Origin of the sequence: Argonema antarcticum A004/B2 (assembly GCF_023333585.1) — a bacterium.
In the GTDB taxonomy this organism is placed as follows: domain Bacteria; phylum Cyanobacteriota; class Cyanobacteriia; order Cyanobacteriales; family Aerosakkonemataceae; genus Argonema; species Argonema antarcticum.
Map to the genome: position 1 here is coordinate 1 of NZ_JAIQZN010000074.1, position 25,288 is coordinate 25,288.

The 25,288-nt window shown below is 46.3% G+C and carries 20 protein-coding genes; 12 read left to right on the forward strand and 8 right to left on the reverse strand.

The features are described from left to right. Positions 1-74 precede the first annotated feature (74 nt). From LAY57_RS25610 to pilM, 4 genes are all read right to left on the reverse strand, one after another. Positions 75-2,489 carry a secretin GspD/PilQ domain-containing protein gene (locus LAY57_RS25610; protein ID WP_249069937.1) on the reverse strand — a complete coding sequence of 805 codons (2,415 nt, stop codon included), beginning with the start codon at positions 2,487-2,489 and terminating at the stop codon, positions 75-77. Between the two features lie 354 nt (positions 2,490-2,843). Next, a complete protein-coding gene (locus LAY57_RS25615; protein ID WP_249069938.1) occupies positions 2,844-3,635 on the reverse strand; it encodes a pilus assembly protein PilO in 792 nt (263 codons plus the stop codon). Further along, entirely contained in the window at positions 3,632-4,456 is an 825-nt protein-coding gene (locus LAY57_RS25620) for a PilN domain-containing protein (RefSeq protein WP_249069939.1), read from the reverse strand. Before LAY57_RS25620 ends, LAY57_RS25615 begins: the two co-directional genes overlap by 4 nt. Positions 4,457-4,460: 4 nt before the next feature. After that, positions 4,461-5,567 carry a type IV pilus assembly protein PilM gene (pilM, locus tag LAY57_RS25625; RefSeq protein WP_249069940.1) on the reverse strand — a complete coding sequence of 369 codons (1,107 nt, stop codon included), beginning with the start codon at positions 5,565-5,567 and terminating at the stop codon, positions 4,461-4,463. A 136-nt stretch (positions 5,568-5,703) separates the two neighbouring features. Between pilM and LAY57_RS25630 the strand changes: the two genes are divergently transcribed. Beyond that, positions 5,704-7,005: an ABC transporter substrate-binding protein gene (locus LAY57_RS25630; protein ID WP_420839129.1), complete on the forward strand. Its 1,302-nt coding sequence runs from the start codon at positions 5,704-5,706 to the stop codon at positions 7,003-7,005. 726 nt (positions 7,006-7,731) lie between these two features. On the opposite strand, the gene LAY57_RS25635 is transcribed toward LAY57_RS25630, so the two are convergent. Next, positions 7,732-9,039, reverse strand: a complete 1,308-nt coding sequence (locus LAY57_RS25635; protein WP_249069941.1) for a bifunctional folylpolyglutamate synthase/dihydrofolate synthase — start codon at positions 9,037-9,039, stop codon at positions 7,732-7,734. 49 nt (positions 9,040-9,088) lie between these two features. Between LAY57_RS25635 and LAY57_RS25640 the strand changes: the two genes are divergently transcribed. The 3 genes from LAY57_RS25640 (at position 9,089) to LAY57_RS25650 (ending at position 11,382) form a co-directional block, all read left to right on the forward strand. After that, positions 9,089-9,610, forward strand: coding sequence for a DUF29 family protein (locus tag LAY57_RS25640; protein WP_249069942.1), 522 nt, complete (start codon positions 9,089-9,091; stop codon positions 9,608-9,610). 292 nt (positions 9,611-9,902) lie between these two features. Further along, a complete protein-coding gene (locus LAY57_RS25645; protein ID WP_249069943.1) occupies positions 9,903-10,466 on the forward strand; it encodes a Uma2 family endonuclease in 564 nt (187 codons plus the stop codon). A 280-nt stretch (positions 10,467-10,746) separates the two neighbouring features. Further along, positions 10,747-11,382, forward strand: coding sequence for a restriction endonuclease subunit R (locus tag LAY57_RS25650; protein WP_249069944.1), 636 nt, complete (start codon positions 10,747-10,749; stop codon positions 11,380-11,382). 164 nt (positions 11,383-11,546) lie between these two features. Here LAY57_RS25650 and LAY57_RS25655 read toward each other — a convergent pair whose 3' ends face one another. From LAY57_RS25655 to LAY57_RS25665, 3 genes are all read right to left on the reverse strand, one after another. Next, positions 11,547-14,642, reverse strand: a complete 3,096-nt coding sequence (locus LAY57_RS25655; RefSeq protein WP_249069945.1) for an MFS transporter — start codon at positions 14,640-14,642, stop codon at positions 11,547-11,549. Positions 14,643-15,143: 501 nt separating this feature from the next. Then, complete coding sequence (locus LAY57_RS25660; RefSeq protein WP_249069946.1) at positions 15,144-15,263, reverse strand: photosystem II protein Y; 120 nt, start codon at positions 15,261-15,263, stop codon at positions 15,144-15,146. 94 nt (positions 15,264-15,357) lie between these two features. Next, on the reverse strand, positions 15,358-15,897 hold the full coding sequence (locus LAY57_RS25665) for a gamma carbonic anhydrase family protein (protein ID WP_338022493.1): 540 nt from the start codon (positions 15,895-15,897) through the stop codon (positions 15,358-15,360). Between the two features lie 302 nt (positions 15,898-16,199). On the opposite strand from LAY57_RS25665, the gene LAY57_RS25670 reads away from it, so the two are divergent. From LAY57_RS25670 to LAY57_RS25700, 8 genes are all read left to right on the forward strand, one after another. Then, positions 16,200-16,709 carry a TIGR02652 family protein gene (locus tag LAY57_RS25670; RefSeq protein ID WP_249069947.1) on the forward strand — a complete coding sequence of 170 codons (510 nt, stop codon included), beginning with the start codon at positions 16,200-16,202 and terminating at the stop codon, positions 16,707-16,709. A 200-nt stretch (positions 16,710-16,909) separates the two neighbouring features. Continuing rightward, the gene (locus tag LAY57_RS25675) at positions 16,910-17,353 is read left to right on the forward strand and encodes a VOC family protein (RefSeq protein WP_249069948.1); all 444 of its coding nucleotides are present in this window, start codon (positions 16,910-16,912) and stop codon (positions 17,351-17,353) included. A gap of 93 nt (positions 17,354-17,446) precedes the next feature. Next, positions 17,447-18,292, forward strand: a complete 846-nt coding sequence (locus LAY57_RS25680) for a DUF4231 domain-containing protein (protein WP_249069949.1) — start codon at positions 17,447-17,449, stop codon at positions 18,290-18,292. A 128-nt stretch (positions 18,293-18,420) separates the two neighbouring features. Then, complete coding sequence (locus LAY57_RS25685) at positions 18,421-21,276, forward strand: M16 family metallopeptidase (RefSeq protein WP_249069951.1); 2,856 nt, start codon at positions 18,421-18,423, stop codon at positions 21,274-21,276. 23 nt (positions 21,277-21,299) lie between these two features. Continuing rightward, the gene (locus tag LAY57_RS35940; protein WP_275994338.1) at positions 21,300-21,431 is read left to right on the forward strand and encodes a hypothetical protein; all 132 of its coding nucleotides are present in this window, start codon (positions 21,300-21,302) and stop codon (positions 21,429-21,431) included. Between the two features lie 280 nt (positions 21,432-21,711). Beyond that, the gene (locus LAY57_RS25690; RefSeq protein WP_249069953.1) at positions 21,712-22,182 is read left to right on the forward strand and encodes a sulfocyanin-like copper-binding protein; all 471 of its coding nucleotides are present in this window, start codon (positions 21,712-21,714) and stop codon (positions 22,180-22,182) included. A 363-nt stretch (positions 22,183-22,545) separates the two neighbouring features. Next, the gene (map, locus tag LAY57_RS25695; RefSeq protein ID WP_249069955.1) at positions 22,546-23,373 is read left to right on the forward strand and encodes a type I methionyl aminopeptidase; all 828 of its coding nucleotides are present in this window, start codon (positions 22,546-22,548) and stop codon (positions 23,371-23,373) included. Between the two features lie 489 nt (positions 23,374-23,862). Then, entirely contained in the window at positions 23,863-25,266 is a 1,404-nt protein-coding gene (locus LAY57_RS25700; RefSeq protein ID WP_249069975.1) for an amidase, read from the forward strand. Positions 25,267-25,288 lie beyond the last annotated feature (22 nt).

Here is a 25,288-nt window from a genome sequence, read left to right on the forward strand (position 1 = left end):
TTGACTTTTGACTTTTGACTTTTGACTTTTGACTTTTGACTTTTGACTTTTGACTTTTGACTTTTGACTTTTGACTATCGATTGTTGCCGGGAGCAGATAAACCGCCCCGCTGTAAGAGTTGCTGCACGTCTGGCCCTGGCCTGTATCGGTAGCCAAACGGGGAATTAGACGAGTCATCAAGAATTTGCGGCGTCAGCATCACGATCACCTCAGCGCGCTGATTAGTTCTGTTTGTGCGTCTGAACAGGGCACCCACAATAGGAATATCGCCTAAAATGGGCACCTTGCTGACCGTCGCTCGGTCTTGATCCTGAATAATGCCCGACAGAATCAACGTCTGACCATCTCGCAGACGAACTTGTCCAGATACAAGATCCCTTCTTGAGAGCAATGAAATTGTCACCGCACCGGCGACACCACCCGTGCCTATAACTGTGTCACTACCTGGTGCCGTCACGCTGGGATTCACATTCAGAGTAATAAAGCCGTTATCGTCAATTCGATTGACCTGAACCTGAAGGATTAGACCAACAGTTCCTTTTTCCGTGCTTACTGTTGTAGTTACAGTGCCACCAGAATTTGTTTGGTTGACAGTCTGGTTTGTAATCACATCTGCGCCCAAGTTAACTCTAGCAGTTTCACCCTCTTGGATCACCAAAGTCGGGTCAGTCAGAATCTTGGCATTGCCACTGATAACCTGAGCTCGCAACTGTGATAAAAACCGGGTGGGAAACTGGAACAGTTCTGGCAGTGAAAATGTAAGCCGTCCTGTTTCGTCGATACTGTTGACACCAGGTTGAAGGGGATTGACGTTTGTACCAAAGGGGGCACGGGGTAAGACGCCTGGGAAAATAGGGCTTATAGGTGATTCGGGAGACCCAGTGCTTCGGCTAAAGGGAGCGTTTTGCTGAGCATCCAAGAAAGGACTGTTTCCACTAAAGGGATTGTTAATGATCGGTGGGCTAAATTGACTACCAGCAGTCTGCTCTGCGGTAGCTGGTGCGGTATCGCCAAAATTTATTACCGCTGAGCCATTGTCAAATGTAAAGAAGCTGCGACCGAGCCCGAAGGAGAAGCTGGTGCCAGCCGTATCGGTGTTATTTAAGTTGATATCAAGAATTTTGACATTGACGGCGACTTGGCGACGGCGAGCATCCAGTTGGCTCAATAAGGCTGAGGCGATTTCAATTTTGCGCGGGTCGCCAACCAGAGTGATGGCATTGAGTCGGGTATCGGCAAGTATTGACAAACCCGAAAGTACCAGAGGGCCAGTTCCTCTTTGTGCCCTGAGTACTTTAATATCTGGTTCTCTGATCTCAACTGTCCTAGCAGCAGCTCCTTCTCCGATAGTCTGGATTTGGACGCGGGTGATCGGCAGTTGCGTTTCTGCTCCCTGTGCAGTCAAGAAGTTGGCGGCATCAGCGACGTTAACTTGGTTGAGTCGCAGGCTCCGCATGACGATATTGCTGGCTGCTTCGGGTAAGTTTGAACCTATAAAAACGGTGTTGTTGCGACGGTTGGCTTGCAGGCCGGTAATCCGCAAAACGGTGTTGAAGACATCTTGGAGGGGCTCGTTTTCAATATCTAAGGAAATTGTGCCATCAAGTGGGGTGCTTGCTCCCTGAGCTTGACCGGGCGCTCCCTGTTGAGCTTGTCCTGCCGCTCCTGCGCCAGCTTGAGGTGTCACAAATACGAGGTTGCGGTTGGCGGCGCGAGCTAGGAGCGATAAAACCTCTCTTACTGGGGCGTCGCGCAGCAGCAGGCGGGGAATGCGCTCAGCGGTGCCGAGATCGATGACGGTGGCAGTAGGATCGACTTCGGAAACAGATATATCTCCTACTGGTGGCGCAACTGCTCTGGGCAAGAATGGAGGGGCGGGGCTAACTGGTTGAACTGTACCGGCTGCTGGTGCTGGTCCCCCTTCGTAGGTAATTTGCGGGTTAGGAACCAAAACATTTGGGGTTGGCGCTGTTGGGGTTGGCGCTGTTGGGATTTGCGCTGTTGGGGTTGACCCCAAGGATGGAAGGGTGGCCGCTGGTGGCGGTGCTGCCGCATTGGGGGGAGAGGCTGCCAAGTCAGCTGCTGCTGGGCTGAAGTTAAGGGTGATTGCTTGAGCTTCTCTACTGATAACTTGTCCTGTGGGAGGGCTGGTGATGCCGTTGACGGTCACCCGGATGCTATTGCCATCTAATTGGGTGACAGCTACAGAACGGATACCTGGGGCTGGGTTTGGCTGAATGAAATTTTTGCCTTCTCTGAGGCGCAGTTGGGCATTGGTGATGTCTACCACGAATGCGTTGCGGCGATCGACTGTGAAAATTTGGGGCCGATCGCCACTTTGGGTGTCCAGGATGACCTGAACGCCATTATCTGTTGGTTTTAGCCGCACTCCCGTTACTTGCGTTGCTGCTGCCCATACTGGTTGGCTGGCCAGAAGAACTGTCCCTGCCCCAATTAATAGTCCGGCTAGTCCTTGATGCTCTTTCACCCGCTTCTCCTCACACAAACAAATTGGCTTTTACTGGAAAATTAAGAGTAACCTGTTTCGCCTTACCAGAAAGTTTACCGATAATTTCAGATTTTAGATTTAAAAGGGAAGATTTTTGGTTAATGGCTCGCTATGTAGGGCGAAATCAATTTCCCATCTAAAATTTTTGGTTAATGGCTCGCCCCTGATGGGGCTAGCAAATCTGAAATCTTCCCTTTTTGCAATAGTGGCTCTTTCGGAGTTGCTATGCTTTTGTTCACTTAAGAACATTTTTATTGATTTTCTCCTCTCCCACTCTCCCCCTCTCCCCCTCTCCCCCTCTACTCAAATAGCATAGTAAGTACGGAAGAGCCATTACTTTGGTGACGGTGATGGCGACGGTGTCCCTGCCGCTGGTGGTGGTGCTACCAGTTTCTGTTCTTCTGGGGTGAGCGGTCTTAGCACTTGCAGCTTAAAAGCAGTGTTAATTTTTGTTTCGGGGTTGCCGATCGGGACAATCTGCCCTTCTTGCTGCATTACCGCTATTCTTTGAGTCGATTCTGCCAATGTCGATTTCAGTTCTTTGACGACTGATAGTGACTTCTGGCGCTCCAGCTCGATCAGAAACAGCCGCGTCTGATCGAAGGTTCCTTCCATCTGCACGTTGAACGCTTGACGGTATATTTTACCATTAATCTGCGCTCCTAAAGAGCTGTCATTAACAATACCAGAAGTTTGTGGGTCTGGCTCAAACTTTGTCAGTCTTGCCTTAATTCTATCTTCTGGTAGAGTACTATTTCTAGCTTCAATGCGTTTGTTGATATCCAGTAGCAGAGTGCTTAAGCTGTTTGGATTGGCAAACAAAGCCGTAACTCCGGCTTTTTTCTGTTGGGCTTCTTTTACCTTAGCTTCAGCTGCTTTGACCTGATCCTCGATCGTTGCTAGTTCTTGCTTTTCCTTTTCTTTGGTTTCAATCTCGCTTTTCTTGGTTTGTAACTGCTCCCAGGTTGGCATTAATAATGTCACAAACAGGTAAGCCGCTCCTCCCAAACCAAGAACAGCAACGAGGACGCCGATGACGGGCGGCGTGAACTGAATCCCAAATAGACTGGGAGCATCAGACCCAGCTTCCTCCTCTGAGCTTTGACCGGGCATATACGCAGTCATGGTTTAAGGGCTCCTTGTTGTTTAAGGTTTTCGATGCGAGTTACCAGTCCCAATGCACCTTTGCTTTCCAGCTCTTTGAGCATAGCGGAAGCTGGCTTTTCACTGAGGTAAGTTTCAATTTTAAATTGCACTACTCTCGGTAGTTTGGGCGGTTGTCCAGAACTACTGCCAGACCTGATTTGGGATGGAGGTAAGTACAATTGGATGGGATTATCGATCAACGCAGCCGATACGAGCTTGGTGTCGATATCTTTGAAAAATGAGGATTTCTGGAGTGTCAGCACTAAATCGTTCACATTACTGAAGGAATTGGCGACTCCGGCAATCTCAATTTTGTCTGTGGTGGGTGGGGGTGGGACTGCCAGGGCAACCGTGCCAGCAGGGGGAGGCGGTGGGGCTGTGGTGACAGGGGGTTTGGTTTGCGTAACTGTTGTAACTTGCACTCCTACTGGCAGGCGATCGCGAACATCCTGTAGCATGGCAGACCAAGGCTTCATTTGATCGAATACAGTTACTAAATCTTTGGTTTCGGACTCAATTTGACTAACCTGAGCCAGGAAATCGTCCCTATTCTTCTTTTTAGCCTGCAAAGTACCCAACTCTTGATCTAGTGTGGTTCCTTTATCGGCCAGCTGTTGTATTTGGCCTTGTAGGAAGAACCAGGCACCTCCAACCGCTACTGGCAAAAGTACGCCAACCCCTATTCCCGCCAACATCAGTAACCTGTCGTTGACGGGTACTGACTTTTTGGGCCTAGCAGTGTTATCTGCTGGTTGCTGAACGTGACCGTCTTTGAGAAAATTAATTTCTAGGCTATACATTTTGTTAAACCTCTCGTAATCCTAAACCCAGGACAACTCCCAATCCAGGTCGTTGCACTGCGGGGATCTCTTCGGTCACTTCCAAGGATAATGCCGCCACCGGGTCTACTTGAGTCGTTGGCAAACTTAACCGGGATGTGAAAAATTCATCCAGCTGTCCGATGCCGCCGCCTGGACCTGCAAGTAGCAACTGGGCTACTTCCAAATTGTTGCTTTGATTGAGATAAAAATCGATCGAGCGGCGCAGTTCGTCGGCTAGTTCTCCCAAGACTCTCATCATAGCGGACATTCCCGGATTGAGCCCGGTTGAGCCACTCCGCACAGTATCCACCGGCGCGGTGGGAATTGTCATCCCTCTGAGCAAATCGGTGTTCCGAGAGGCGGGTAAATTCATGGCGCGGCTGAGGGCGCTTTGAATTTGATACATCCCGATCGCAACGGTGCGAGAAAATTGGGGTACACCATCTACAATAATCGCTATTTCGGTACTCTCGAATTCAATGTTTACTAGCACGGCGGCTTCTTGAGAAGAAAATTGTCGCAGTTGCTCTCGAATTGTCCGAATCAGAGCAAAACTGTTAATTTCCAGCACGTCGAGCTGCAATCCAGCTTGCTTAAAAGTCTCGATATAAGTTCGAGTTACTTCTTCGCGGACTGCGGCTAGCATCACTTGTACTTTTTCTATGCCATCTTCATCGGTGAAGAAACCGAGTTTCTGATAATCCACATCGGCTTCTTCGCGAGGAAATGGTAAGTAGAGACTTGCTTCATGATTTAATACCATATCCCGGAGTTCTCGTTCATCTAGTTCTGCCGGAACTGGAATAATTCTCACAATTGCTCCTGCCGATCCCGGTATGGCTGAGGCGACGCGAGTGGCTTTAATTTTTTTATCTGCCAGCGCTGTCTGGATGATTTCCGCCATTGTCGGCGGGTCGATAATCTGTCCTTCTTGAAAGACTCCTTCGGGAACTTCGACGGAGTGCAGTGTTACAAGTTTGAAGCCTTGACCTTGCTTACGCAGTTGGGCAATATTTATGCGTTCGGGGGCTAATTCGATCGCAATTCCCGGTTTGCGCTTGGAAAATAAATTCTTAAAGGCGTTAACCACTGTTGTAGTCCGTTTTAGTCTATGAATAATCAGGCGGTGGCTGAAAAATTGTCTTGAGGTAGATTAAGGCAATGTACCTGCTAATCACCAATTTAGTCTAGGATTACTGCGTTTGTCTGTTTAGGATCTGAACCTTGTGCTGAGCCGATATAAAACCTGGAAACATTTGGGAATTTTTGCTTTGTTGGGATTGCTGCTGTGCTGGGCGGTCAGTTGTAGTACTGGGAATACAGGAACTAGACAAGCCCGGACCGATCGCCAGGAGGTTGAGTTCTGGACGATGCAGTTGCAGCCGCAATTTACAGATTACTTCAATAAGTTGATTGCTGCCTTTGAAGCTTCCAATCCCACTGTGGCGGTACGTTGGGTGGATATACCCTGGTCGGCGATGGAGAGTAAGATCTTGACGGCGGTTTCCGCTAAGACTGCTCCTGATGTGGTAAATTTGAATCCCGATTTTGCTTCTCAGTTGGCTTCCCGCAATGCTTGGCTGGATCTGAATACTCAGGTTTCCGATCGAGAACGCCAGCTATATTTACCCAATATCTGGAAGGCTAGCACGTTTGGCGGTAAGAGTTTTGGTATTCCTTGGTATCTGGCAACGGATATTACAATTTATAACAAAGATCTGTTTAAGCAGGCTGGGATCGCCAAGCCTCCCGTTACTTACGAGGAACTGGCGCTTTTGGCTAGGCAAGTTAAGCAGAAGACTGGTAAGTATGCTTTTTTTGTGACTTTTGTGCCGGGAGATTCGGCGGAGGTGCTGGAATCTTTGGTGCAGATGGGGGTAACGCTGGTGGATGCTAAGGGTAAGGCTGCTTTTAATAGTCCTGAAGGTAAGGCGGCGTTTCAGTATTGGGTAGACCTTTATAAAAATGGGCTATTACCAAAGGAGGTATTGACTCAAGGACACAGACGTGCTATTGAACTTTACCAAGCTGGTGAGACGGCTCTGCTGAAGTCGGGGGCTCAGTTTTTGAGTACAATTGCTAAGAATGCGCCCGCTCTAGCTCAAGTTTCTGCTACTTCGCCTCAAATTACTGGCAAAACTGGCAAGAAAAGTGTGGCGGTGATGAATTTGGTGATTAAGCGCGATAGCGATCGCGCTGATGCTGCTCTCAAGTTTGCTTTGTTTGTCACTAATGATGAGAATCAGCTGGCTTTTGCTAAGACTGCTAATACTTTACCTTCTACAGTGAAGGCTTTGCAAGATAGTTACTTCAAAAAGCTATCACCGGATGCCACGCCTGTCGATCGGGCTCGTGTCGTCAGTGCTACTCAAATGAAAGAGGCGCAAGTGTTGATTCCGGCGATGAAGGATGTCAATGTTCTCCAACGGGTGATTTACGACAATTTGCAGGCGGCGATGCTGGATGAGAAGTCGGTGGATCGGGCTGTGGCGGATGCTGCGACAGAGTGGGATCGACGAGGTGGTTAGGCGATTGGTTGGTGTCTATTCCTAGATTTATTGCCAAAATCGATGATTTTGGCAATAAATTAGATAGTAGTTACGGTTTTCGCCCCCTAATCCCCCCCAAATCTGGGGGGAACAGGACTTTTCTCCAAATCTGGGGGGGTGGGGCAGGGCAAAATCTAGGCTTGTGAGTAAGTCGTACCACAGAGAAACCCGGTTTCTCCGGGTGTTCTGGATCTTCAGATTTTTTTCGGCTTACCCCTTGATTTTATAGGGAGTTTGGTATAGTATAGTATTGTGGGAATATATGCGCTCAGGTAAGTAATTTTAAGTTGGTATTATATACTTGATAATTTTAGAAATAGAGCAAAATTTCTAAACTGTCAATAACCTGGAAAAAATAAGGGTTTTGGGGATGAGTTTTCTGACTTGAGAAAGCGCAGATATCAGATATCATATTGAGTCGATTAGCCATGTTTAAATATTTGGTATGCTGTTGCGATGCCGCGCTATCTTATATGAATTGCCTCTACATCAAGACATGATACGATCTCGTCAAATTGTCTGTTGTCATTGTTGGTTAAATTTTTACCACAGATAAAGACAGATGAACACAGATGAACACAGATAAGAATAAGAACAGGAATTTTTTAGGTGACCGATGCGTAAGGAGATGAGATGATATCTGCGTTCATCTGTGGTTGAAAATGTAAAGTTGGTATTTGGTCAGTCATAGTAGGGTGCGTTACGCTATTGAGTAGGGATAGCTAAGAAATGACCGAGTAGATAGAGGGAACCGCACAAAACTACTAAATCTGAGTTGGTTGTTATAGCAGTATCTAAACCTGTTATGAGGTCTGGATAAGTTTGAACTACCTCTAATTCTGGACAGATGTTACGACCGAGAATTGCTAAGTTTTCTGGATTGGCGGAAGAATGATCGGGAATGGGAACTAAATGCAGTTGGTCGTCAGGTCGAAGTAATGCTTTAAAGATATCGGCATGATCTTTAGTAGAGAGGATTCCCATTACCCAGGATATCCGATTTGGGATTGATGGAAGGTTCGACTTTTTATCGCTGATATCTTCTAAGGTATCGACATATTGACGAAGTGCGATCGCAGCTGCTGGATTATGAGCGCCATCTATTAATAATGGACGATCTTTCCAAGTTGTCCATTGAAGTCGTCCCGGCCATTTAGTCTTAGCCATACCAGATGCGATCGCATCTGGTGTGATTTGCCAGCCTTGTTGTTGGAGGAGTTGGAGAGATGCGATCGCCAACGCCGAATTAGCTAGTTGGATATCTCCCAACAACGGTAAAGAATATTCAATATTCTGATATTCTGCCCATCTTTCCTCTTCTCTTCTTGTACTTCGCGCCTTCGTGGTTCGTAATGCGATCGCAGGTTCTGGGAAAATAGCCGGACAGCCTAATTCCTGAATGCGATTTTCCACAACAGTTTTTGCTTCTGGAGGTAACTGTCCGATCGCAGCAGAACATCCCGCTTTAAGGATACCCGCTTTTTCTCTAGCGATATCGGCTAAAGTTGGGCCTAAATTTTGCCAATGTTCGCGACTGATGGAGGTGATAATGGAGACGAGGGGCCGATCGCAAACATTAGTTGCATCCAATCGTCCTCCCAATCCCACTTCTATTACAGCTATATCGACTTTTTGTTGAGCGAAATATAGCCAAGCAGCAGCAGTGATAACTTCAAATTGGGTAGGATATTCTGCATTTGGGTTAATCGCAGATTGGACTTGCAGAAGTAACTGTTGTAATTCTTCAGATGAAATCGGTTTTTCATTGAGACAGATGCGTTCGTTCCAATCGATTAAATGGGGAGAAATATATCGTCCGACGCGATAACCCGCCTCAGTTAGGACTGAAGAGAGATAAGCGCAAACGGAACCTTTACCATTTGTTCCGGCGACGTGGATAATGGGTACTTGGTGATGGGGGTTGTTTAAATTGGCTAGGAGTTGTTGAATGCGATCGAGTCCGAGATGGACGCCAAAACGTTGGAAGGGTTTGAGGATAGAGTCGATGTTCATATTATTTAGATTAATATAAAAGCAGATTGACGTAAAGGCAGCACAGATTATGATTCAGGAACTATCAGATTTAAGGGCTAGTATTTTAGAGGGACGATATACCGATGCTTTGGCACTACTGGAGCAATTGGATGGCATGAGCAGACAGGCAAAAATAGATGCTATTGAATCGTTCTTAGTCAGGATGTTGATTCATATTATTAAAAACCAACTTGAGCAACGCTTGACGAACTCATGGGCTGCTTCCATTCGAGGTTCCCTTGTTGAAATTAAGAAAGTGAATCTCCAAGATAATAGAACTGCTTATTATGTGAATCGGGATGAATGGGAGCAAATGTTGGAAGATGCCCTGGAGCAGGCTATTAGCGATGCAAGTGTGGAAGTGTTTGAGGGTGCTTATACGCCATTTAAAATTGCCGATATGGTGGATAGAGATCGCGTAATTCAGATAGCCCATAGTTTGCTGAATCTGACTTACACCCACGCCAAAAAGGAGTTACCCACAGTAGTAAATGATTATTTAACTCAGTTGCCGGGGGGCCAAGATTGGAAGGGAGGGAGACAAAGTTAGAGTTTAAGGAATGATACAGAATTAGGGCTTACAGCGCTTTGCATTTACCCAGAAGATTGTAGAGACGTTTCATGAAAAGTCTGTACAGCAGCTCAACAGAAGAGGGATAATCGTTGCGGATTCCGTATGAGTTAGATTCAAGGGCCGATCGCCTAAATGATCGAAGGCTTGTAAGCGATCGGCCCGACAAGCTAGAAAGGCACCAAAAAGTATTACTGAATAGGTGTTCTACAGAGAATGGCGAGTTAGGGAATAGTCGAGTTATATTGATAAAAAACAAGGATAAATTGAAATGATAAATTCGACACTTGAATCAACAACCGTCAAGCTAAGTGAATCTCACCACATTTCACTGGAAGAATGGATGCAAAATCCCCCTGACAACATGGAATGGGTAAATGGACAATTACTTGAGAAAAACGGCATGACACTTAAGCACAGTCGAGTACAATCGAAGTTAGATTCTTCTTGGAGAGCTTACAAAGACAGCAGCGGAAAGGGAGGAGAAGTTTATACAGATGCACCCTGTCGCACTAACAAGCAAGGACGTAAACCTGATGTTGCCTATCTTAGTCCAGAATTGTTGGCTCAATTTGGTGACGCTGCGGTATTACCTCAGAGTTTTTCCTTAAGTGCTGAAATAGTTTCACCTACAGACTTAGCTGAAGATGTAATTGCGAGAGCAACTGAATATTTACAATCTGGAGGTGAGGAAGTTTGGTTAGTATTCCCTGATAATAAATGGATTATTGTGGTGACTGAAAACCAGCAGCTTGTGTTTACTTCTGGAAAAACTGTTAGCACTCAACTTGTTCTGGAAGGCTTTAGTATTGCTGTCGATGATTTACTAGCTTAAAATCCAACATTGGTTGTGAAATAATTATAGCAACCGCTCTCGTCGATTAGGACAGTAGGGGCGAACGCGCAAAGCGTGCCGAGTTCATTAGCATTCGGGCATATAATTTATTGGTTAAAGCAGAAGATTTACTACCCGAATGCTTCGCCCCTAGCCCCTAGCCCCTAGCCCCTAGCCCCTAGCCCCTAGCCCCTAGCCCCTAGCCCCCTTCCCAGATTTATGGCTTAACCGACGAAAACGGTTGCTATAGAATATGAACAAGTACTGCTAAATCAAACCTATGGTTTCAAACATCCAAGCCAAAGATATCAGCCTCTCCGTCTTAGAAAACAAATTCGGCATCCAACTCGTTGAAGATGAGCAATTTTTCAGGGAGTGGCAGGATAATTTACCTGAGATTACCGACTTTGACAAGCAGTTTCTCGACCAAGTGAAAGCCAGCTATTTTAATTTAATCAAGTACCCGCCGATGTTGGAAACTACCGTCAAAATGGTAGTGCTGTCTCCCTTGCTGCAACTGGCTGGTTTTTATCTTTTTCCCTTTCATATCAAAAGCGAAGCAGAGATAGAAATTTCCTTTGAGGATGAGGAAGACCAAACAATTATTAGAGGAAAAATGGATGTTTTGGTTTTACAAGAAGTGTTTTGGGTAATGGCGATCGAATCCAAACGCGCTGAAGTTTCTATAGAAACAGGATTAGCACAAATACTAGCTTATATGCTAGCAAATCCTCATAGCGATCGCCCGTTATTTGGGATGTTGGCAAATGGCAGAGATTTCCAGTTTATTAAAATGACCCGACAAGGTACGCCGCAGTACGCATTATCTAATTCCTTCGATGTTCGCAATCGAGGTAATGAACTTTATACCGTACTCAGAATTATGAAGCTGATTGCTGGAATTATCAGGGAGTAAATTACGCCAAAAATGGATCTTTTGTATTTATTAGGCTATTTGAGCAGAGGAGCAGAGGCATAAAAATGTGATTTTTTGAACAAAAGCATCACAAGTCCAAAAGAGCTAAAAAAAGTAGGCTAGCTTTACGCCAGCCTACTTTTAATTAAATGTCAGTTAAACCTTTATCCAAAAAAGTTTAAACCACCTACCGCCATTGCTCCCGCCAACGCAGAAATTGCAACAGAGGTAACAGCCGTACCAAATAGCCACCAAGCAGCGGTTGCTGCGGCTTTCCGGGTTTCTTCCCCTTGCTTCTTGGCTTTCTCCTTGATATCTTCAAAGCGTTTCTTAGCTTGCTCTTGCAGGCGTTCGCCTCGTTTCTGTACACTATCGCGTGCAGACTCAATCTGATCGATAATGCGGTTAGCATCAACCTCAGAAATATCTTCGCGAGAACTGATGATGGCGACCAAGGTATCGCGATCGAAGTGACTCAAACGCTCTTTTACTGCATCAAATCCCGCTTGCGGATCGTCAAACACTTTGCGGAAATCTCGCTTGATGCCTTCATAGTTGAGTTCGGGACGTTCGAGCGAGTTCAGGTAACCGCGAATTCGGGTAAAAATACCATCAAGTGCCGATTGTATTTTACCTTGAACGTTCTCAATTTGTGCGACGAATTGGTCGCGCACAGATACGATGCGATCGGCAATCTGATTCGCTTCTTCCTCGGAGGTATCCTCACGCTGAGATAGCAGGGCCACAAGGGTAGAACGATCGAACTCCTTGAAGCGATCGCCTATAGTCCCTATCCCCGCTTTCGGATCGCGGAACAACAATTGCAGATCTCGCTTGATACCTTCAGGACTGAGTTCTTCCTTGTTGGTATTTCGGAGATAACTTTCCAGATTTCCTTGCAAATCTTGCACCTTATCTTTGGCGCGAGATGCTAGCTGGCGGGGTGCTTTCACAAAGCTACTAATGCTTTCTTGCACCTGGTCTATTATCTGATTAACCCGTTCTTCGCTCAAGTCTTCCCGCTGACTCAGCAATTTCACCAAGGTTTCGCGATCGACCTGGGAAAGTCTTTCTCGTAACGCCAAAGCACCTTCTTTGGGATTCTCGAATAGTTTGGCTAAATCTTGCTTAATGCCTTCAGGGTCGAGTTCTTGCAAGTTAGTGTTCCGCAGATAATCAGCGATTTGGGTCGTAACTTGGTCGTACTGTTCCTTAGCTTTATCTGCAACTTGTTGCGGTGCTTGCAAGATGCGATCGCTTACAGATTGAATTTGATCGACGAACTGATTAATCTGTTCCTCGCTGAGATCGCCCCGTGCCGTCAGCAATTGTACCAGAGTATCGCGATCGAATTGAGAAAATCTTTCTCGTAATGCTGATAATCCCGCTTGCGGATCGTCTAGGAGAGTTTGGAAATCTCGCTCGATCCCTTCAGGATTCAATTCTTCCTTATTGGTATCCCGCAGATAAGATTCAACTTTTTGCCGAAATTCTTGTGCTTTGGATTTCGCTTGTTCTTGCAATTCTTGCGCTTGTGACAAGACGCGATCGCGCGTTTCCTCCAACTTACCGATCAGTCGATCCGCTTCTTCGGGACTAAAATCTTCTCGTTGTCCGAGTAATTGCACCAACGTATCGCGATCGAACTTGCCGAGACGAGATTGCAACGCCTCAAATCCAGCATCTGAATCTGACAAAAGTGCTGCAAAATCACGTTCGATCCCTTCTGGATTCAATTCCTCTTTGCCAGTCGATCGCAGATAATTTTCAATGCGACTGCGGATGTCTTGCGCTTGTTCTTCAGACTCGCCAGTTTGAACGGTATTCAAAACTTCTGTCCGAATCTCTTCTAACTGGTCGGCAATTTCATTTACCCTATCCGCATCGAAATCGCCGCGCTGATTCAGGAATTGCACGAAATTATCCCGATTCAGTTGTTCCAATTGGCGACGAACTAACCCCGGTGCAGCTTCAAGATCGTGGATGACTTCTTGGAATTCCTGCTTGATAGTTTCTCTGTTCAGGTGCCAAGGTTGGGAATTGAGGATGTAGTTTTCTACATCTCCCAGAATCGGATTAAACTGTAGCGAAGGCAGATTTTCTTTTACCTTGCTGCCAAGTTTTTGCGCTTGTTCCGTCGCTTGTCCTGTCAGTTTTTGCAACTGAGAGGAAATTTTTTGCACATCAGCGTCGGAGAGGTCTACCCTCTCCAAAACTGCCGTCATCGCTGCACCAATGCCAGCTTGTAGGGCTCGATTCATCATGCCGTTGCCAGACTGTTCCTTATCGTGTCCGTTGCCGATCGCTTGAGCAAACTTAGCGGTAATATCGCCAGACTTGAGTTCTTCTGGGGCAGCAGACTTGAGATAATTAACTAATTCAGCTTGCGGATCTTTCGGCTGTTGCCGACCCAATACTTGCTGCCAAACAGATTCTAGCTGCTCTGCCACACGATCGATATCTTTTTTGGAGAAATCAGTGCGACTGCTAACTAAATCAACAAAAGTTTGGCGATTGATATTCTTGAGAACATCGCTGTCACCCAGCGATTTTACATCGACATCGCTGAGTAACTTTTCCAAATCACCGCGAATCGATTTAAAATCTAGCTTTGGCAGTTGTAAATCGCTCAAATAATCCTCTACTGTTTCCCGGATACTGCTGGGGTCTATAGCAGAGGATAATTCGCGGCGAACTGCTGCTACAGATGCTTCTACGGTATTAACAATCTGCTTGTTGGCAATATTTCCGCCAACAGCTGCGGTTGCTATACCCATAACTCCTTGAGCGCCTGAAGTTGCCGTCTTGACTGCCGAACCAATCAACGAACCTACAGCATTAGAACTCGTCCAAATTAGTAGTAAGAAGTACGCTGACCAGATCGTTACGCCAATTATTGCCCCTACAGTTACGCTGTTTATTAGGCTCAATTTCACTGCTAGAAAACAAGCGATGAATAGGGCAATATTGACACTTAATAACGCCCAAGCGCCTACCTTTGCCTCAATATTGCGAAATTTCTTGCCCCAGCTTTCTTCCTCATCAGCGTCCAGTTCTATTACGTCATCCCGGTCTGAAATCTTGGCGGCAAGGGCTAAGTTTGTTAACAAAAATTGGAAGGCGAATGCCATTAGCACGCCAGCGATCAATGCTACAAAAAAGTGAGGCCCCGAAAACATAAGCGTGATATTTTCGTTTTCTGGAATTTGGGCTATCCAGAAGGAAAAGCTATCCAGTACAATTCCCGCATTTGGAAACATGATATTTTCCTCATTAAAGCTTAATCCCACGCAAACAAACTAAATTTTGCGTGAGGTATAAAATATGTGGTTTGCCACACTTCCCAATATAGGAAAATACGCAGACAGAAAACATCCTTCTGACGAATGAAAAATTTATGAGTTATTCGAGCTTATATCTCGCTCTAAAGCAGTAATAAGACCCGTTTATTTCATAAGTAAAGCTCTTTATCTACTTCATTTGTCGTATTCATTTTGGTTGGTCTCCGGCTTTTATCGTTACGCCCAGAAGGGAGAATGAGAGATTGGAAGGAAAATACGCTATCCGTTTTCATAACCCGCTTTTCCGCAAAGCAGGGGGAGCTTTCGGGAGCAGGGGCAGTAATAAAGACCTAAGATAAAAAAGGGGTTTTAGAAGCGGATTCCGTATAAACTAACCAATTACCAATTACCAAATAATAAAACCGACTGTCCCCAAAAACAGAAGACAGTCGGTTTTGTAGCTGAAATGCGGAGCCTGGATTAAGCTTGCTTGTTCAAAAATGCTTGAGCTTGTGCTATGGCAATCTTGCCGACGTTGTAAAAGGCCCAACCACCTGCTAGGAGCAGTGGCAGCAAAACGACTATCAAACGCCAATCCATGTCTAATTCCTCCCGGTTAAAGATTTATAAAGGATTCTCATCTTGCTTATATTTTGCGATGAAGTTGGCTAAATTTCCAGTACCTTGGGAGTTGTTAGGTCGATCGATCCGGGCCAGCAAAACCCAGATTGCTTCCTTTGCCAGCATGAACTAGAGCCAGCTTCTCATAACGCTGGGCGTGTTCGATTAGTTCAGCAGCTTCAGCGTCAGAGATATCGCGCAACTTTTTGGCAGGAACACCGACAACCAGGGACTTTGGCGGCACATCCTTCGTTACTACGGAACCAGCGCCAATAATTGCACCTTTTCCGACTCGCACGCCGTCTAGCACCACCGCACCAATGCCGATGAGGCTACCTCGTTCAATATAAGCTGAATGAACGACAGCTCGATGTCCGATCGTCACAAATTCTGACAAAATGGTAGGCTTGCCGGGATCGCCGTGCAAAATCGCCCCATCTTGGATATTAGTGCATTCTCCGATTTCAATTCGCTCTACATCTCCGCGCACGACAGCGCCGTACCAGATGCTGACTCCGGCTGCTATCTTCACCCAACCCATGACAATGGCATTTGGGGCGATAAAGGCGGCTTGAGATACATCGACGCTCGGCCAATAGAGAGAAGACAACAGTTTACTCAGATTGTTTACGTTATCAGTATAGTATCGGCTCCCTTGCGATCGCGTTTCTTTAGGTGGCAAAGATGTTAAGCTTTCACTAGATGTACCCAGGGGCACCGGGAAACTTCCAGCTATGGGGCTGGTAAACGCTTGAGGAGTAGCCTGCAATGGCTAGATATCAGAGCTTAAGACCTTGACTTTTCCGCCAGTTAAGGTAGTCTGATCCCAAGAATCCCATTCCTAATTAGGCGATCGGGAATGTCAAAATAAACTTGCTGGCAATGTTGCAAAGATAATATGCCGATACGCACTTCATGATGAATCCAGGCTTGCAATACCCAATATTTGGCCCGGAGATTCAGTGTCCCCACTGTCGCCAAACGATTCCGGCGCTGACGCTGACGGATACTTATTTATGTCCGCGTCATGGTGCCTTTGAGTCCAATCCAAAAACGGGTGAACTCATCCATCTCCAGTCTGGTCGGCAATGGCGGCTGTGGAATAATGAATGGTATCGGCAGCACACCCATCCAGATGGGATTCGCTTTGAAATTCACGAGGCGCTAGACCGACTTTATACTCAAGGTTACCGCGCTACAAGGGTGATTGTGGCTCGACGCTATCAAGATTTGATCAGCGGTTACTTGGAACGCAGTACGCCTTGGCGGGGTCAGTCGGAGTCCGGTCGTCCTCGACTCTACGGTTTGCCGGTTGATTTTAGTCCTGACGCGGAAGATGAACCGTGCTGGGAGGTAATTAATTTTGACTTGGAAAAAGAACCGGGTGTACCTGTGCGATATCCTTATTTCCGATTGTTTGAATAATCGTCATTAGTCAATGGTCATTAGTCAGTGGTCATTCGTCAGTGGTCATTCGTCAATGGTCATTCGTCAGTGGTCATTCGTCAGTGGTCGCGATCGTTCATAGTTATGGTTTATAGCAACAAGTAATAAACAAATGAACAATAAACTTTTGACTAATGACCGATGACTCATGACTCATGACTTATGACTAAGGACAAATTATGCACCACGCTTCAATCCGTACTGCGAATATCCATCGCGCGATCGCATTCTACGAACTGCTAGGATTTACTGTATGCGATCGCTTTACTACCGGGTACACCCTCGCTTGCTGGATGGAAGGTTTGGGTGGACGCATCGAATTGATCCAAATCCCCGAACCGAAACCTGCACCCGATGCTTTTGGGGATGAACATTATGTCGGATATTATCATTTATCTTTCGATCTCTCTAACTCGACTGATGATTTACCCACTTGGTTAACATCCCTGCAAGAACGCTTTACTGAGGCGTCGCGAGAAAACCAAGACCAATTCCAACCGCTGAAGGTGTTATTAGAACCGACTCAGCAGATGATCGGCTCTAGCATTTACGAAGTCGCTTTCATCGCTGACACCGACGGCTTACCTCTGGAATTCCTCCGCGTCGTCGGAAATCTCAAATGAAGAGAGCAAATAAATCTCTTACTATAAGATAACCTAAGATGCTATACTTTTACGGGATAACCGAATTAGCTAGGAGCAGATAGTACTTCTGAAATGACTAATTCCGATCGGGCCAACCAAGATGAGATTTCTAGTCCGGTAGAACAATTATCCTCTACATCGAGTCCAAATATGTCGTTAATCCTGAAAAGCGTCGAGTATTTCTTTCTGGCTGCTTTTGTTTGTGCTGGCATCATTAACTTTTTTTTGCCAGGAAATCCAGTTGAAGTTATCTGGTTAGCTGCTCTTGTTTCGCTTTGGCTGTTTGTTTTTCTAACGAATAGACAACTCTCTAGTAACGTTAGGTTTGGGGAAAATCAGTTAGATATTGCCAAGAAAGCCGAACTCTATAGCTATCTATCGGGTAATAATAATTTATCAGAAAGCAACCAGATAAATCCGGCAAGAGAAAAGGCTCTACAGTATTGCAAAGAGTTGATAGAGGATTATAAAGCCACTCGAAGTAATTCCAGAAATTTTTACTATAGTTTGCAACTGGCAACCGTTGTTTTTTCGGGAATCACACCAATATTGGTTTTAGTAGACAAGTTGGATATAGGGATTTCGTGGTTCAAGTGGCTGCCGGTAATATTCCCTGCGATCGCATCTATAGTCGCTAGTGTAGTTACCTCATTCCCTTTTCAGGAAAATTGGATTGCTGCTAATAAAAGCGTGGAATCATTAGAAGCAGAACAGGAAAAATTCATATTAGGAGTGACTCAACCGTATCGTTGCTATGATGTGGACGACGAAACAGAACGTCAAAAAAAGGCAAAACAGGCAATAGAAAACTTTATTGTTGAGGTGAATAATATTCATCTTAAGCAAGTAGAAGATTCGGGGAAAACCAAGTCAAAGGAGGACAAGAGCGAGTCAGGTCAATCTGCTGAGTCAAAGTAGGGGAAAGTGCGACTATTTTAGCTCAAACTAAAAAAGTCGCACGGTAAGTTTTTAGTGGCAGACTAGAGTTATATTCAGGGCGCTCGTCTCAGCAAAATTCAATTCACGCCTTGGGCTCTAGAAAATTTATGTCATTTTTAACAACTTGTTGGCGTCGATACCGCATTCCCGCATTGCTGTTTAGCCTCTGCTTGAGCTATGTGGTGCTGTTTGCTGGCGGGAATGCTAAGATGCAGCCAGCAGCAGCGACCATTCCCAAGATTGGGGAGGCTCACGCACTTTCCCAATCATCTGCGGTGGCGGATGAAACATCCATCTCCCTCACCCAAAACGTTCGCAAAACCGTCCTGGAAAATGGACTCACCGTTTTAACAAAAGAAGTGCATACCGCGCCCGTAGTCACCGTTCAGGCGTGGTATAAAGTCGGGTCGCGCAACGAAGAACCCGGAGTAAATGGGATTGCACACCAGCTAGAACACATGATGTTCAAAGGCACTACAAATCGCCCGATTCAATTCGGTCGGCTTTTCAGCGCCCTGGGTAGCAACTCGAACGCTTTTACCAGCTACGACGAAACAGCCTACTTTGGTACAGTGGAGCGGGAAAAACTCCCCGCAATGCTGGTTTTAGAAGCAGACAGGATGCAAAACGCCCGCATCGAAGCAGAGCAACTCGCCAGCGAAAAGCGGGTGGTGATTTCCGAATTGCAAGGCTACGAAAATTCTCCCCAAAATAGGCTAGACCGAGCAGTCATGCGAGCCGTCTTCCCTAATCTGCCCTACGGTCTGCCTGTGGGCGGCACCAAAGCAGATGTGGAGAAGTTTACAGTCACGGAGGTGCAGCGTTACTACAACAACTACTACAGCCCTAATAACGCCACCTTGATCGTTGTGGGAGATTTCCAAACCGAACCCACCCTCAAGGCGGTGAGAGAAATCTTTGGCAAACTTCCTAACCGAGCGGGAGAGCGAGAGAGCGAGAGAGCGAGAGAAAATGTACCTTCAGATTCCCCCACTCCCCCACTCCCCCACTCCCCCACTCCCATTGTGTTGCGCGAGGCAGGTAGCGCACCTTTGTTGCAGGTGGTGTATCCGTTACCGCCGAACAATCACCCCGATGTGGCAGCGTTGAAGGTAATGGATTACATTTTGACTGGGGGGCGCAGTTCTCGGATTTATCAAGCTTTGGTGGAATCGGGTCTAGCTAGCGATGCAGGAGGCTACGCAGCTAATTTAATTGACGGGGGTTGGTATCAACTGTCCGCTACAGCAGTTCGAGACCAGAAAGTGACGGAAATCGATCGCGTTCTTAAGGAAACGATCGCAGATTTACAAAATAAAGGCGTTACAGAAGCAGAACTGAATCGGGCTAAAGCCCAATTCCGCGCTGGGGTTATCTTGGGTAACCGAGAAATAACAGCCCAAGCTATGCAACTGGGTGACGACTATATAAGTACGGGTGACTACAGCTATACAGACAAACTGTTGAAAGCGGTTGAGGGAATTAGCGCCGCTGACGTACAGCGAGTGGCAAAAGAATATCTCAAAGAATCGAATCGCACTGTCGGCTATTTTGAGCCAACCCAGCTGACAGATCAAGGCGGTGCGACCACAACTAATAACAGTCAAACTACGGAAAACTTCAACTTGGGGCCACCAGTAGACCCAGCGGAAGTCGCTAAGTATCTACCTTCCTTTACTTCATCTGCTACATCCACAACTCAATCATTGCCAGAGTCATTCAAACTGAGTAATGGTTTGCAAGTGTTGCTTTTACCCGATCGCAGTACCCCAACGATAACTCTGAGCGGTTACATCCAAGCAGGGACGGAATTTGACTCGGTAGCATCGGCAGGCATAGCTTCTCTGACAGCAGAAAATCTTCTGAATGGCACTAAAACTAAAGATGCTTTAACGCTAGCCAAAACATTGGAAGAACGAGGCGCGAGTCTGGACTTTGGCGCGTCCAGAGAGGGTGTAAGTTTTGATGGATATAGTTTATCGAAAGACCTGCCCACATTAGTTCAAACCTTGGCTGATGTTTTGCAGAATGCCAACTTTCCAGAAGATCAGCTGGAACTAAGCCGTCAGCGATCTTTAACACAACTTAAAGAGCGGTTCGATAACCCAAGTTACTTGGCATATCGAACATTGCAACAAACTATTTACCCAAGCAAACATCCCTTCCACGTCTATCCCACCAACGACAGCCTGAAGCGCATTAGCGATGCCGATGTGATGCGTTTTTACCAAGAGCATTACCGCCCCGATACTACCGTGCTGACTGTGGTGGGGGACTTTGAAGCGCAAAAGGTGCGATCGCTCATCGAAACCCAATTAGGCAGTTGGAAAGCCAGCGGCAAAGCACCACGTCTCGATTTTCCCAGCGTACCCATGCCGTCAAAAATTGTCCGCTTGAATCCGGTAATACCGGGCAAAACACAAGCGATCACCTTTATGGGATATCGTGGGATCGATCGCCAAGATCCGCGTTACTATGCCACATTGGTGCTAAATGAGATTTTGGGTGGCGATACGCTATCGAGTCGGCTGGGAACGGAAATTCGCGATCGCCTTGGTCTTACCTACGGGATTTACAGCGCTTTCCAAGCCGGAAAGGAGCCCGGTTTGTTTCTGATTAATATGCAGACAGCCCCGGAAGATACCAATAAAGCGATCGCCAGTACCCTGGGCCTATTGCAACAAGTTCACGCTCAAGGCGTTACCAGTGCCGAAGTAGATACTGCCAAGCGTTCCCTCATTAGCAGTTACACTGTTCAACTAGCAGACCCCGACTCGTTAACATCGGTAATTCTGATGAACGAAGTTTACGGACTTTCTCTTGCAGAAATTCGCGATTTTACTCGTAAAATCCAAGCAGTCAGTCTGGAACAAGTTAACCAGATAGCCAAAGATTTGCTGCAACCCGATAACTTAGTTGTCGTGACGGCTGGGCCATCTGTGTCTTCAGCGGCGTCGCGATAAGTATAGCTAGGGACTAGGGTCAGTTGTCAGTTGTCAGTGGTCAGTTGTCAGTTGTCAGTTGTCAGTGGTCAGTTGTCAGTTGTCAGTGGTCAGTTGTCAGTGGTCAGTTGTCAGTGGTCAGTTGTCAGTTGCCAGTGGTAAAAATTCTGAGTTGACTTAGGATTGAATAACCGAAGAGTCTTACACATCAGCGTCCAGTTTTAAATATGGCGATTTCATGCCTCAAAATTCCCAAGCTGGAGCGCTATGCAGCAATGGCAATGGTAATATGGGGCTGTCTGAGCCTCTGGATGGGAGTCGATCGGTTAGGCTAGTTGCCTCCACCTTCTCAGAGCGCTGTTTCTTTTAGGCCAACTGCATCCCATGAGCTTGCCTGGGGCAGACTATATCCAGCCAGATCCCGATCGGCATCTTCATCATCATCACTGATAAATTATGGTTCGGTTAATTGGCTCTATCTATAAACTATGGCGGCATTGGTGGATGCTTTTGGCGCTCATAGTTTGCTTTGGCTTTATCTTTGCATCCCCAGCCGAAGCTTCTCTGATCGGCAACCCAGTTACAGAAGTTAAGATCGATTTGGGCAATGCCGGTAACGAATTAAAGTTTTTTCCAAACAACCTCAAGTTTGTTGCCGATAAGCCTTATAAACTGATCGTCAACAATCCCAGTCCCCAGAAGCACTATTTCACCGCCAAAGACTTTGCAGATGCAATTTGGACGCAAAAAGTCCAAGATGGCAAAATGGAAGTAAAAGGAGCCATCCACGAGATAGAAATTAAACCCGGAGCCCAGGCAGAGTGGGTATTTGTACCGCTCAAATCGGGCACTTACAGTCTCCGCTGTCCAATCGCGGGACATACCGAAGCGGGGATGACCGGCCAAATTGCCATTTCTGCTGAGTAGCGCAAATATCAGTTAAATTTGGATGAACTGCCTTCGGGCAACAAAATATGCGCCCTCAAGTTCTGATCGGACAATTTTTCTATCAATCTTTTCGAGTCTTGATATAATATTATGTCCGGTAGCACCGCCCGTGTAAGAGTGATATCGTCAAATTGTTTGTTGTCATCTGTGGTTAAATTTTTACCACAGATGTAGGCGCTTCGCCTTCCCGTAGGGTAGACAGATGAACACAGATGAACACAGATAAAAACGGGATTTTTTTAGAAAACGGATGCGTAAGGACATGATATAATTGATTGATTTAGCTGAATTTGCAATTAATCATTACTGTTGCCATCCCACCTTTAGCCACTTGTTGATTCCATGAATATTCTAGGCAATTTGCTTTCCCACTCCGTTCAACCTTCCTCCAGCAATAAAAGACGTAAAGGCATTGAGATTAAGTCGCCCCGTGAAATCGAAATCATGCGACAGGCGGCGAAAATTGTGGCAACAGTACTTAAAGAAATTTCCCAGACGATGGCACCTGGGATGACAACGGCAGATGTGGACGCCTACGCGGAAAAGCGCATCCGAGAAATGGGCGCAAAACCAAGTTTCAAAGGCTACCACGGATTTCCTGCTTCTATCTGTTCGAGCATCAATAACGAAGTGGTACATGGGATTCCCAGTGCCAAAAAAGTGATTCGGACTGGAGATGTAGTAAAAATAGATACTGGTGCTTACTATGAAGGCTTTCACGGCGACTCTTGCATTACGATCGCAGTAGGTGAAGTAACGCCAGAAGCCGCTAAGTTAATTCGTGTTGCAGAAGAAGCGCTTTACAAGGGTATTGAGCAAGTTAAAGCAGGAAACTATCTGATGGATCTTGCTGGTGCAATTCAAGATTGTGTTGTAGCAAACGACTTCACCGTGGTAGAAGATTTTACCGGACACGGTGTTGGTCGCAACCTGCATGAAGAACCTTCTGTGTTTAACTTCCGCACCCGCGAGATGCCAAATGTCAAGCTGCGTGCTGGGATGACTTTAGCGATCGAACCAATTTTGAATGCAGGTTCTAAATTCACGCGCATTCTGGCGGACAAATGGACGGCGGTGACAGTGGATAATGCCCTGTCTGCCCAGTTTGAGCATACCGTACTGGTAACTGAAGACGGTTATGAGATTTTGACCGATCGCTCTTTGGTCTAGTTTTATTAGACCCAATTTCAGATTTCAGATTTCAAATTTCATATTGTCAATCAACATAAATTTGAAATCTAAAATCTTCCCTTTTCTTTTGTTAGTTGTCATATCATATCCTTACACATCGGTCACCTAAAAAAATCCTGTTCTTATTCTTATCTGTGTTCATCTGTGTTCATCTGTCTTCATCTGTGGTAAAAATTTAACCAACGATGACAACAAACAATTTGACGATATCACTCATATCCTTACACATCGGCCACCTAAAAAAACCTGTTCTTATTCTTATCTGTGTTCATCTGTGTTCATCTGTCTTCATCTGTGGTAAAAATTTAACCAACGATGACAACAAACAATTTGACGATATCACTCATATCCTTACACATCGGCCACCTAAAAAAACCTGTTCTTATTCTTATCTGCGTTTATCTGCGTTCATCTGCCTTCATCTGCGGTAAAAATTTAACCACCGATGACAACAAACAATTTGACAATATGAACAAAATTGATTTAGCATTTACCCCCGCACTAGAACAATCGCGGCTGATCCGCAACAAAGAAGTGTCGCCGTTGGAGTTAGTGCAACTTTACCTAGAACGTATTCAGCAATTGGATACCCAACTAGGCAGTTATTTTACCGTAATAGCAGATTTAGCTTTGGCGGATGCTAAAGCCAAAACCGAACAACTCAGTAGAAGCGATACTTCCGATTTGCCGCCTTTTTTTGGTGTGCCGATTTCAATTAAAGACCTCAACCCAGTTGTCGATGTCCCCTGTAGTTATGGTTCACCAGTTTTGAGGAACCAGGTGGCTACCTATGATGATGGGGTAGTGACGCGAATACGCCGGGGTGGGTTTATTATTTTGGGGAAAACTGCGACTTCTGAGTTAGGTTCTTTCCCTTACACAGAACCACCAGGGTTTCCACCGGCTCGAAATCCTTGGAATTTGGATTATACTCCGGGGGGTTCGAGTGGCGGTGCGGCGGCGTCCCTAGCTGCTGGACTGTGTGCGATCGCGCAAGGTTCTGATGGCGGTGGTTCAATTCGCGGCCCAGCTTTCTGCTGCGGTTTGGTGGGGATTAAGCCTTCCAGAGGTCGGGTATCTTATGCACCTCTAGGCGATCGTCAAAATGGTATTGCTAGTAATGGCCCTTTAGCTCGTACCGTCGCCGATGCGGCAGCGCTGCTTGATGTTATGTCTGGTTATATCACTGGCGACCCTTACTGGTTGCCCGATCCAGACCCCTCATTCCTTGCTGCTGCCAGTTTAAGGCCCGATCGTTTGCGAATTGCTTTTTCTACAGAAATTGCGCCTGTGGGTGAAGCATCGCCTGTGTGCCAGCAACCTGTGCTAGAAACGGTGAAACTTCTAGAAGAAATGGGTCACGCGGTTGAACCCGGTTGTCCCGACTTTAACGGTTTGGTTGAGCCTTTTAAGATCGTTTGGCAAGCAGGTGTAGCAGCAGCTGGCATTCCTAAAGAAGCTCTAGGCCCGATGAATGCTTGGCTAGCCGATCGAATCTGCGATGCGGGAGAATACTTGCGGGCCGTTGCTCAGATGCAAGCGATCGCACGCCAGATCGTTGCTTTCTTTGATAACGTGGATGTCTTAGTCCTGCCAGTCTATATGCACCCCACAATCCGCGTTGGGGAATGGGCCGATCTCACTCCAGAAGAAACTTTGCCAAAGCTTGTGCATTGGGTGGCACCCTGTCCGCCGTTTAATGCCAGCGGACAGCCTAGCATAGCCATCCCTACAGGTTTTGATGCCAATGGCTTACCGCTAGGCATTCAGCTTGTAGGGCGACCTGCTGCTGAAGCCACTATCATTTCTCTAGCAGCTCAGATTGAAGCAGCAAAACCCTGGATTCAGCACCGCCCTGCTTTTGGATTGTAAATAAGCTATGTCACATTCGATC